Annotated in this window: 10 protein-coding genes and 1 other annotated feature (1 of these 11 running past the window's edge); of the genes, 1 reads left to right on the forward strand and 9 read right to left on the reverse strand. The window is 53.6% G+C overall.

The window, feature by feature from the left end; all coding sequences use genetic code 11:
• Positions 1-15: 15 nt before the first annotated feature.
• From aceB to guaB, 9 genes are all read right to left on the reverse strand, one after another.
• Complete coding sequence (aceB, locus tag Q7F15_RS20395) at positions 16-1626, reverse strand: malate synthase A (RefSeq protein WP_212132632.1); 1611 nt, start codon at positions 1624-1626, stop codon at positions 16-18.
• A gap of 95 nt (positions 1627-1721) precedes the next feature.
• On the reverse strand, positions 1722-1874 hold the full coding sequence (locus Q7F15_RS20400; RefSeq protein WP_230077588.1) for a hypothetical protein: 153 nt from the start codon (positions 1872-1874) through the stop codon (positions 1722-1724).
• A 192-nt stretch (positions 1875-2066) separates the two neighbouring features.
• Complete coding sequence (serS, locus tag Q7F15_RS20405; protein WP_304414848.1) at positions 2067-3356, reverse strand: serine--tRNA ligase; 1290 nt, start codon at positions 3354-3356, stop codon at positions 2067-2069.
• 109 nt (positions 3357-3465) lie between these two features.
• Positions 3466-3695: a binding site (T-box leader), on the reverse strand.
• 113 nt (positions 3696-3808) lie between these two features.
• Entirely contained in the window at positions 3809-4399 is a 591-nt protein-coding gene (gene pdxT / locus Q7F15_RS20410) for a pyridoxal 5'-phosphate synthase glutaminase subunit PdxT (protein WP_171567403.1), read from the reverse strand.
• 10 nt (positions 4400-4409) lie between these two features.
• Entirely contained in the window at positions 4410-5294 is an 885-nt protein-coding gene (gene pdxS, locus Q7F15_RS20415) for a pyridoxal 5'-phosphate synthase lyase subunit PdxS (protein WP_171567404.1), read from the reverse strand.
• Positions 5295-5399: 105 nt separating this feature from the next.
• Positions 5400-6704, reverse strand: coding sequence for a D-alanyl-D-alanine carboxypeptidase family protein (locus tag Q7F15_RS20420; protein ID WP_230077587.1), 1305 nt, complete (start codon positions 6702-6704; stop codon positions 5400-5402).
• Positions 6705-6884: 180 nt separating this feature from the next.
• Positions 6885-7595, reverse strand: coding sequence for a hypothetical protein (locus Q7F15_RS20425; RefSeq protein ID WP_304414849.1), 711 nt, complete (start codon positions 7593-7595; stop codon positions 6885-6887).
• Complete coding sequence (locus Q7F15_RS20430) at positions 7592-8113, reverse strand: sigma-70 family RNA polymerase sigma factor (protein WP_304414850.1); 522 nt, start codon at positions 8111-8113, stop codon at positions 7592-7594. Before Q7F15_RS20430 ends, Q7F15_RS20425 begins: the two co-directional genes overlap by 4 nt.
• A gap of 191 nt (positions 8114-8304) precedes the next feature.
• On the reverse strand, positions 8305-9765 hold the full coding sequence (gene guaB, locus Q7F15_RS20435) for an IMP dehydrogenase (RefSeq protein WP_230077585.1): 1461 nt from the start codon (positions 9763-9765) through the stop codon (positions 8305-8307).
• 169 nt (positions 9766-9934) lie between these two features.
• On the opposite strand from guaB, the gene Q7F15_RS20440 reads away from it, so the two are divergent.
• Positions 9935-10867, forward strand: the 5' portion of a protein-coding gene (locus Q7F15_RS20440) for a YaaC family protein (RefSeq protein WP_171567408.1). The gene runs 72 nt beyond the window's last position; the window shows 933 of its 1005 coding nt (coding positions 1-933); its start codon is at positions 9935-9937; the stop codon falls past the right edge of the window.

Raw genomic sequence — 10867 nt, forward strand, 5'->3', positions numbered from 1 at the left:
CTCTTCCACTCCTTTTTATTCAAGATAGCCATAGCCCGGGATGGTCAAGAACTCTTCGAATTCGTCTGCTGTCACCAGCCGCAGAAACAATTCGCCCGCCAGCTGGAACTTGCCGTTCTCGTACCGTTCCTGGCCGATGGCTTGTTTCAAGGCTTGCAGTTCCTCACTCACCCACTGTTTGACCAGTCCGGCGGTAATCTTCCGCCCGTCCGGCAGCACGCCCCGGCGGTGGCGAATCCACTGCCAGACCTGGGCGCGGGAAATTTCCGCCGTGGCCGCGTCTTCCATCAGGTTGTTGATCGGCACCGCGCCGTGGCCGCGCAGCCAGGCTTCGATGTACTGGATGCCGACGCTGATGTTGGTGCGCACACCTTCTTCCGTAATCGGCCCCTCAGGCACCGCCAGCAGGTCGGCAGCCGTGACCTGCACATCCTCCCGCTTGTACCAGATCTGATTGGCTTCCGGCATCAAGCGGTCAAACACTTCCATCGCCACCGGCACCAATCCGGGGTGGGCCACCCAGGTGCCGTCATGGCCGTCGTAGGCTTCCCGCTCCTTGTCGGCCCGCACCTTGGCCAGCGCTTCTTCGTTTTTGACCGGATCGTTTTTGACCGGGATTTGCGCCGCCATTCCCCCGATGCAGGGCGCCTGCCGCCTGTGGCACGTCTTGACCGCAAGCGTGGTATACGCCCGCATGAACGGCACCGTCATCGTCACCAAAGCGCGGTCGGGGAGGATGACATCGGGCTGGTTGCGCAGTTTTTTGATGTAGCTGAAAATGTAGTCCCAGCGGCCGCAGTTGAGTCCGGCGCTGTGCTCACGCAACTCGTACAGGATTTCATCCATCTCAAACGCGGCCAGAATCGTTTCGACCAACACTGTCGCCTTGATCGTGCCGCGCGGAATCCCCAATTCGTCCTGAGCAAACAGGAAGACGTCGTTCCAGAGACGGGCTTCCAGGTGGTTCTCCAGTTTGGGCAGGTAAAAGTACGGGCCCGAGCCTTTTTCCAGCAAGACATGGGCGTTGTGGAAGAAATACAATCCGAAGTCAAACAGACTGCCGGAGAGCGGCTGCCCATCCAACAACACGTGTTTTTCTTCCAGATGCCAGCCGCGCGGACGGACGATCAGCACAGCCGTTTTTTCCTTCAGCGCGTACTGCTTGCCTTCCGGGCTGGTGTAGGTAATGGTGCGCCTCACCGCATCGCGCATGTTGATTTGTCCCTGGATCGTGTTGGTCCACGTCGGCGAGTTGGCGTCTTCAAAGTCGGCCATAAACATCCGGGCTCCCGAGTTGAGCGCGTTGATCACCATTTTGCGGTCGCCGGCCGGACCGGTAATCTCCACCCGGCGGTCCTGCAGGTCGGGCGGCAGGGGAGCCACCGTCCAATCAGCCTTGCGAATGTGGGCGGTCTCAGGCAAAAAATCGGGCAGCTTCCCGCAGTCAATCTCCTCCTGCCGTTTGATCCGCTGTTTCAACAGATCCCGCCTCCGCTCGCCAAAGGCCCGCTCCAGTTTGATCAAGAATCGGATCGCGTCGGGAGTGAGAATCTCCTCATACTGCGGCGACAGCGCGCCGGTGATCGTCACTTCGGCTGGGTAATGGTTGGTGTGCAGCGTAGTCAAAACAGGTTCCTCCTCTCCTGAACCAAAACGTTATTATGATACAGAAGAAAATTTAATCAATCTATTATAGTACAGTACTACCAAAAAAAATGGCCTTAATCCAGATACCCGCTGCCGCTGCAGTGGCTGCAGCTTACACAGCCGTCACCTTGGCAATGATGGCACACCACCCCGTGCTCGTCATAGCCCGCTCCGCCGCAGTGCGGACAATTCTGTTCGCCGTTTCCTTCACACCGAAAGCAGTTCATTTCCGTTCCCTCCACTCCTGTATTAATACAATAATCAACTTTCTTGCCGTTATTATATAACAGTGGTTCGTACAACGCAACACCATTTTCAAAAAATTCCGCTGTTTTTGTTACATAAAAAAACCGGCTCCCCATCCAAATGGACGTGAGAGCCGGTTTTTTCTATGCTGACTGTCTGTATGCTGTACGTCGTCAGCGGCTTTCCTTCGGCACGATCTTTTCCATTCCGCCCATGTACGGACGCAGTACCTCCGGAATGACAATGGAGCCGTCTTCCTGCTGGTAGTTTTCCAGCAGGGCGGCCACGGTGCGGCCGATTGCCAGACCGGAGCCGTTGAGTGTATGGACGAACTCCGGCTTGCTCTTCGCGTCGCGGCGGAACCGGATGTTGGCCCGACGCGCCTGGAAGTCCTCAAAGTTGGAACACGAGGAGATTTCCCGATACGTATTGTAGCTGGGGAGCCATACCTCCAGGTCGTACTTTTTCGCGGCGGTAAACCCGAGGTCGCCGGTGCACATGTTCATCACGCGGTACGGCAGGCCGAGGAGCTGCAGCACTTTTTCCGCGTTTTTCACCAGCTTTTCCAGTTCGTCGTAAGAGTCTTCCGGTTTGACGAACTTCACCATCTCCACCTTGTTAAACTGGTGCTGGCGAATCAGTCCGCGCGTATCGCGGCCGGCCGATCCGGCTTCGGAACGGAAACAAGCGCTGTACGCGGCGTAATAGATCGGCAGGTCGGCTGCATCGAGAATCTCGTCGCGGTGAATGTTGGTCACCGGCACCTCCGCTGTCGGGATCAGGAAGTAATCCGGTCCATCCAGTTTGAAGGCATCCTCCTCAAATTTGGGAAGCTGACCGGTGCCGGTCATGCTGGTGCGATTGACGATGTACGGCGGCAAAATTTCTTCGTATCCGTGTTCGCTGGTATGCAGATCCAGCATGAAGTTCATCAGCGCCCGCTCCAGACGCGCTCCCAGCCCCTTGTAAAAGACAAACCGGCTGCCTGTTACCTTGGCCGCCGCTTCAAAGTCGAGGATGCCCAGATTGTCAGCCAGCTCCCAGTGCGGCTTTGGCTCAAACGTAAAATTGCGCGGTTCGCCCCAGGTCCAGGCCACCACGTTGTCTTCTTCCGACGTACCGATCGGCACGCTCTCGTGCGGCAGATTGGGCAGGCTCAGCAAAATCTGCTCCAATTGTTCGTCCAGCTGGCGCAGTTCTTCGTCCAGCGCCTTGATGCGCTCGTTCACCTGTTTCATTTCGGCGATCAGGTGGTCGGCGTTTTCTTTGTTGCGCTTCATGATCGCCACTTGTTCGGAGACCGTGTTTCGCTTATTTTTCAACGATTCTGCTTCTTGAATGACCTGGCGCCGCTTTTCATCCGTCTCGGCGAACTGGTCGAGCGCGGAAATGTCTTCGTTGCGATGTGCCAACCGGCGTTTTACCTCTTCCAAATTGCTGCGCAAAACTTTCACGTCAAGCATGTAATTCCCTCCTAATCTCTATGATTCCTTATTCTGGAAAGAATAGTTGTCCAGATGTGAATGGCGAAAGCGCGTTCCTGCGGGACAGTAAAAAACACTCGTCCCCTCTGTAAGGGACGAGTGCTGTATACCCGCGTTGCCACCCTTGTTGGCAAATGCGTTTGTCCGTTTCCATCCGCATTTGCCCGCTCTCATCCGTCGTAACGGGACGGTTACCGGGCAAAGTTTGAAGCTTTGCCACTCCGAGGTGGATTCCCTTGCACGCCGGATCGGTTTTCACCCGCCACCGACTCTCTGGGCCTGGCTTATGCAAAGTACTGGCCTCATCATCGCATTCAATATTCGATACATCTATTGTTAACTGTACTACAGGTTCTATACCTGTGTAAAGGAGGCGGTTGACAAAAAAACCGGCACCACGTGCGGTACCGGTTTTTTGTGTGAGTGCGGGATCAGGCCTGAACTTTATCGGCCCGGTACTCCTTCACCATGTCAAAGAAGAATTTGTGGATGCGCGCATCCTCCGTCAGTTCCGGGTGGAAGGCAGCCGCGAGGTAATGGCCTTGGCGGGCGGCGACAATTTTGTCTTCGTACTTCGCCAGCACCTGACCGTTTTCCCCCAGTTCCATAATGTACGGCGCCCGAATAAAGACAGCCGGAAAATCGGGAGCGATGCCCGCCACGGGCAGATCGACTTCAAAGCTCTCCTTTTGACGTCCAAACGCGTTGCGCTCCACCTTCATGTCCATCAGACCGAGGTGGCAGTCATCCTGGCCGTTGATGCGGTTGGCCAGCAGGATGGCGCCGGCACATGTGCCAAAAATCGGTTTTTTGGCTTGGCCAAACTGGCGGATGGCTTCCATAAAGCCGTATTTGTGCATCAACTTGCTGATTGTGGTGCTTTCCCCGCCGGGGATCACCAGACCGTCCAGATCGTTGAGCTCTTCCACTTTTTTCACCGGGACCGCTGTTGCACCGACTTGTTCCAGCATGCGGATGTGTTCGGCTACAGCTCCCTGCAGGGCAAGTACGCCAATTTTCATGTTGTTCACCTTACCAGCCGCGCTCTTGCATGCGATCTGCTTCGCGCAGTTTGGAGATTTCGATACCCGGCATAGCCGTACCCAGTCCTTTGGAGACGCGGGCAATCAGATCGTAGTCGGTGTAGTGCGTCGTCGCTTCGACGATGGCGCGGGCGTATTTCTCCGGATTCTCCGATTTGAAGATACCGGAGCCGACGAACACGCCATCTGCCCCAAGCTGCATCATCAGTGCAGCGTCGGACGGCGTAGCCACACCACCGGCTGCGAAGTTGACAACCGGCAGCTTCCCGTTTTTATGCACGTATTCCAGAAGTTCGTACGGTGCACCCAGGTTTTTCGCTTCCGCCATCAGTTCGTCGTAGGACATGCTTTGCACTTTGCGAATCTGTGCCTGCATCGTGCGCATGTGGCGAACCGCTTCCACGATGTTGCCCGTACCCGGCTCCCCTTTGGTGCGGATCATGGACGCGCCTTCACCGATGCGGCGCAGCGCTTCGCCCAGATCGCGGGCACCGCAGACAAACGGAACCGTAAAGTCTTTTTTGTTGATGTGGAACATGTCGTCGGCAGGAGTGAGCACTTCACTCTCGTCGATGTAGTCAACGCCCATCGCCTCGAGCACGCGTGCTTCAACGAAGTGGCCAATCCGTGCCTTGGCCATGACCGGGATGGATACCGCTTTCATCACTTCTTCCACGATGCCCAGGTCAGCCATGCGCGCCACTCCGCCGGCCGCGCGAATATCAGACGGTACGCGTTCCAGTGCCATAACGGCAACGGCACCGGCCGCTTCCGCGATCTTCGCTTGTTCGGCATTTACGACGTCCATGATGACGCCGCCTTTTTGCATTTCAGCCATACCTTTTTTAACGCGGGACGTTCCTACTTGTACCATGCTTTTTGCCTCCTACCCATGTGGACTCTAGATCTGCACGTTTTTGTGCAAACGTTGTCGTAATATTCACCATTGTAAACGAAGTGTGATTTTCGACACAACCACTTATTTGCCGGTGACGCTGCTGAAAATGTTACTAATAAATTGGATGATGCTGCGGAAGAACAGGCGAATCCAGCTTGCTTCCTCTACGTCTTGTCCAGCCACGAGGTCGACGCCCCCCTTGGTCACGTCTTCCGGCTGCAGGTAGTCGCTGTCCTTTTCTCCTTCTTCTTTAAAGACCACTTTCCCGATGACCTGTCCTTTCGTCAGCGGCGCATTCAGATCCTGGAAGGTCACGACCGGCGTAAACTTGGTGTCCTCGCCAATTTTGGTCAGGACGTTTACCTCTTTACTTGTTACAGCTGGTACGGTCAGGTCCACACCGTTTTTCACCGGCGCGGTTTCAAAGCCTTTCACTGCGGCTCCCTTCTCCACCTTTTTGGTCAGCTTGAAGTTGCTGAAGCCGTAGTCAAACAGCTTTTTGGTTTCTTCAAAGCGCTTCAACTCGCTGCTGGTCCCCATGACGACGCTGATCAGGCGCATATCATCCCGTGTTGCCGTACCGGTGAAACAGTATCCCGCCGCCGACGTATAGCCGGTCTTCAAACCATCTACCCCCGGATAGTAGCTGAGCAGTCCGGGAAGCATCCAGTTGTAGTTTTTCTTTTTGATCACGTTTGGCATACCTTCACGGAACGCCAGCTCCGGAATTTTGGAGTATTCCAACGCTTCCGGGAAATCACGAATCAGCGCGCGGGCCAGGATCGCGGAGTCCCGTGCGGACATCATGTTTTCCTTTTGTTCGGATTGCGGTGCATACGGCCCCAGATCTTCAACGGGCAAACCGGTCGACGTCACGAACGAGGTGTTTTTCATCCCCAGTTCCTTGGCCTTTTTATTCATCATTGCCACGAAGTTGGCTTCGCTGCCGCCCACTTTTTCCGCAAGCAGCACGGTTGCGTCGTTGGCGGACACGATCGCCATGGCCTTGTACAGATCCTTGACGGTATGAGACTCGCCCATGTTCAGGTAGACGCCTGCGGAGTCCGGCATTTTGGCGATGTAAAAGGCGTATTCGCTCACCTGAACCTTTTCGTCCCACTTGATTTTCTTTTGTTTAATCGCTTCCAGCACGAGGTACTCGGTCATCATCTTGCTCATGCTGGCCGGCGGCAGCGGTACATCCGGATTGCTGCTGTACAGCACCTTGCCCGTGGACGCTTCCACCAGAATGGCCGATTTAACCGCCAACTGCAGGTTGGGCTGTGCAGCTCCTGCGCCGTCAGACAAGCCGCCCCACGCGGTCAAAAACACAGCGACAGAAAGGAACAGTCCCATCAATCGCCTCGTCCATCTTTTTTGTTTCATTTGCTTTACTCACTCTCCCGTTTCTGTCGTTCTTCGCCACGATTGGCATGAGCACACAAGTGTAAGTGTACCATACAAGCAGGGCTTCCTTGAAGGTTGTTTCGACCTGTTTGTCCGCGTCGGAGACTGGAAAAAAACCCACTCTCCAATCTTATATAGACGAAAAATCGCGGTGCAAGGTTATGAACGCTTCACAAAAACAGCAACGTTCCACTCACCTTCTATTTGTAAAGGCGAGTCTGCTTTTTTCTGTCCGAAAAATGAACGGATCTTCAATGTAAACCGCTCATTTTTGTTTACGAAACCCGCATCAATGAGCAGGTTTGCCTGAAACACTCGTTCATTCGGTTTTGTACGTTTTACTTCGGAAAGAAGTTTGTCACTGTCTTTTATTTCAAAGTCATAATGTGTGTCTGATGCTGCCTGAACGGCAATTTGTTGGTGATGGACAGACTCTCCTGAACTTCCAACAATCTCAACATCACCGAACGTAAGAGCCTCTATCGTACTGTAGGGCGGCTTTGTCATGTCTAGTATGGTAACCGTAACGGGCACAATCAGTTTTTCTGATTGTATCGTCGCTGAATCCACCTCGACCTTAATTTCATCTGTAGCGTTGGAATATTGTGTGTCCACCACTTCGTTCTTCCAGTGGACGACATCTCTGAAATATCCGCTTACAGACGAAGCCAGACCGGAATCGTTCATCGCAATAATGGCAGACACGAAAATGGCAGCCGATACAATTCCGCCAATTACTCGCCGCTTCTTCACGATCCTATCTCTTTGGAGCTCTACTTTCGCTTGTTGGATCCCCATTGTGCTTCTTTGATGAAGTTCGTGCGGGATTTCAATCTTTTCCATTTCATCTTTAAACGTGCTTCTTTTCATGAACTCTCCACCTCCTGTAAAATTCCGCGAAGTTTTCCCAACGATCTGTACAAAATTGTTTTGATTGTTCCCAATGGAAGTTCCAATACCTGAGCGATCTCCTTTATTGTGTAGTCTTGATAAAACCTCAGCAAAATCACACTTTTTTCATTAACATCTAACTTTTCCAGCACATCTTTTAATGTAATGGAAAGAGGCAGATCCTCATCCATAGAGCGAACATCATCCAATTGTTCCGGTTTCATTTGAATGACTTTCCTTCGTTTCTGAAGCACATTGATAGAACAGCTAATCGTAATTTTCGTTAACCATGTTTTAAAGTATCTTGGTTCCCGCAATGTCTTGATGGACTTAAAGGAGCGATAAGCCACTTCTTGAACAATATCGAGAGCATCATCTTGATTTTTCACATAGACAAAAGCGATCCGGTACACCATTTCTTCGTATTGTTGAAACAAGGCAAGGTAAGCCGCATCATTGCCCGACTGTGCCTGTTTTACGAAGGCAACAACGTCCATTCAGTTTCACTCCCTTCGACACTTAATTAGACAAATCACCCAGGTGTTTGGCTTTCGAGCTTACGTTTTCCAAATTATCTGTTTAATATTGGCAGATGTATAGGTTACACAGTTCCGTTTGCACAGAAAAATGCACCCCCTGCTGTAGGGGGTGCATTTCACAATCGTGAAAGGGTTTTTCGTCAATCGCCCTAGGAGATGGAGTAGTTGGGCGCTTCTTTGGTAATCTGCACGTCGTGCGGGTGGCTTTCCCTCAGACCGGCACCAGTGATGCGGACAAACTGGGAGTTTTCGATCAGCTCCCGAATGGTTTTGGCCCCGCAATAGCCCATGCCGGCACGCAGCCCGCCAACCAATTGATAAACTACGTCAGCCAGCGGACCTTTGTACGGAACGCGGCCTTCGATGCCTTCCGGAACCAGTTTTTGTTCGTTTTCCTGGAAGTAGCGGTCCTTGCTGCCCGCTTTCATTGCACCGATCGACCCCATGCCGCGGTACACCTTGAACCGGCGGCCTTGGTAAATTTCGAATTCTCCGGGGCTTTCCTCGGTTCCGGCGAACAGGCTGCCGATCATGATGGCCGACGCGCCCGCGCCGATCGCTTTTGTCAGGTCACCGGAGTATTTAATGCCGCCATCGGCAATAATTGGAATATTGTACTCTTGGGCAACGCGCGCACAGTCGTAAATGGCGGTAATCTGCGGTACGCCGATACCGGCTACGACACGCGTGGTACAGATGGAGCCGGGTCCAATCCCTACCTTAACCACGGAGGCACCTGCTTCGATCAGGTCGCGGGTTGCCTCACCCGTAGCCACGTTACCCGCCACGATGGTCAGGTCCGGATAGGCTTGTCTCAGCTTCTTCACGGTGTTGATGACGTTGATAGAGTGGCCGTGTGCGGTATCCACCACCAGTACGTCTACGCCAGCCTTCACCAGCGCATCCGCCCGTTCAAACGTGTCGGCTGTCACACCGACTGCCGCACCGCAAAGAAGACGTCCCTGCTTGTCTTTTGCAGCGTTCGGGTACTGGATCGCTTTCTCGATGTCCTTGATGGTAATCAACCCTTTGAGAACGTTATTTTCGTCCACCAAGGGCAGTTTCTCGATCTTGTGTTTCTGCAGGATGGCTTCCGCCTGCTGCAGCGTCGTTCCGACAGGAGCCGTTACCAGATTTTCTCTGGTCATGACTTCTTTAATGGGAGTGGAAAAGTCGTGCACAAAACGAAGGTCCCGGTTGGTAAGAATCCCAATGAGGTGGTTCTGCTCATCGACGATGGGGACGCCGGAAATGCGGTATTTGCCCATGAGCTGGTCCGCATCGGCGACGGTATGGTCCGGAGTCAACGAGAACGGATTGGTGATGACGCCGCTTTCCGAGCGCTTGACGCGATCCACTTCACTGGCTTGTTGTTCAATGGTCATGTTTTTATGGATAATCCCGATACCGCCTTGACGAGCCATGGCAATAGCGAGCTTAGATTCTGTCACCGTGTCCATGCCGGCACTGATCAGGGGAATGTTCAAGGTAACGTTTTCGCTCAGCTTCGTCGTGATGTCGACGTCCCGGGGAAGCACTTCCGATTTGGCCGGAATGAGGAGAACGTCATCAAACGTCAAACCTTCTTTCACGAATTTGTCTTCCCGCACAATAATAAGCTCCTTTCGCCAAAATATTTATCGCCAGTGTAACAAACGGCTTAATTTACTGTCAAGGAAAGCTTGTATCGTTCGGGTATGCCGTCAATTATCCAGATAAATCAAAAAAAATACCAAGAAAGCGTTACCATTTTACGAAAGTTAACCAAAGGTGATGACGATGCAGGATGCATGGACCACACTGCGCTTGCTGGAAACGGAGCCAGCCGCGCGCAGGTATTTGTCCCATTGCTACCAATCTAGGGGGCTGCCGCACCCCGACCGCCTGGCGTTCCAGCAGAGCACCCGCTTTTTATACACCTGGCAGCAGGCGCGGCAGTTTTACGAAACGGCTCATGGCGCCTCGCTCTCGGTTCGCCCGCTGCTGCTGTTTTACGGGTATGTGCATCTGCTGAAAGGATGGCTGATTACCTGCGACCCTGACTATCCGCAAAACAGCCGCGTGCTGCAGCACGGCGTGACCACGCGCAAGCGGAAGCGCGGAGTATACCATCTGTTGGAGGATGAAGTTCGGCCGCAAAAGGAAGGATTGTTCGCACACCTGGCCCGTCTGTTCGCTCCTACGCCCCTCAATGATCGGTACTCGCTGGATGAACTGTTTGCGTCCTTGTCGGAGTTGAGCGGTCCGTATGCAGTCGTTACCGGAAGAAAATCGCCGTGGGTCCGCCTTGACCTGGGCATCGTAACGCCACACGATGACCAACAGGGAACCGTGTATCGAATAGCGTTCCCCACCGGTTCTGACGGGCCGCTGGCATATTCTCCCGAGACGCTTCGACAGTATATTCGACGGCTTGTTCCCGACGGCTGCGACGCTTTCCTGTTTGAATGGGCAGACAGCATCGGCAGGGAAGCGGTTGTCACTTCGGCCGCTCTTTCGGAATGGGAAAGGCACCCGCTGTTTTCTTTTCATCACGGCTCCCTGTTTTTCTGGAACGGTGCGCCGGAGACACTTCCTCTGCCAACCTGGGCCAGCCACTACCTGATTTTGTACGTGCTCAGCATGCTCTGCCGGTACGAAACGGAGTGGTGGGGGGAGCTGGCGCTAACTTCCTCCTACGCGGAGCGCTATCTCGTGGAGTGCTTTCTCGAC

Origin of the sequence: Brevibacillus aydinogluensis, from assembly GCF_961514395.1 — a bacterium.
In the GTDB taxonomy this organism is placed as follows: Bacteria; Bacillota; Bacilli; order Brevibacillales; family Brevibacillaceae; genus Brevibacillus; species Brevibacillus aydinogluensis.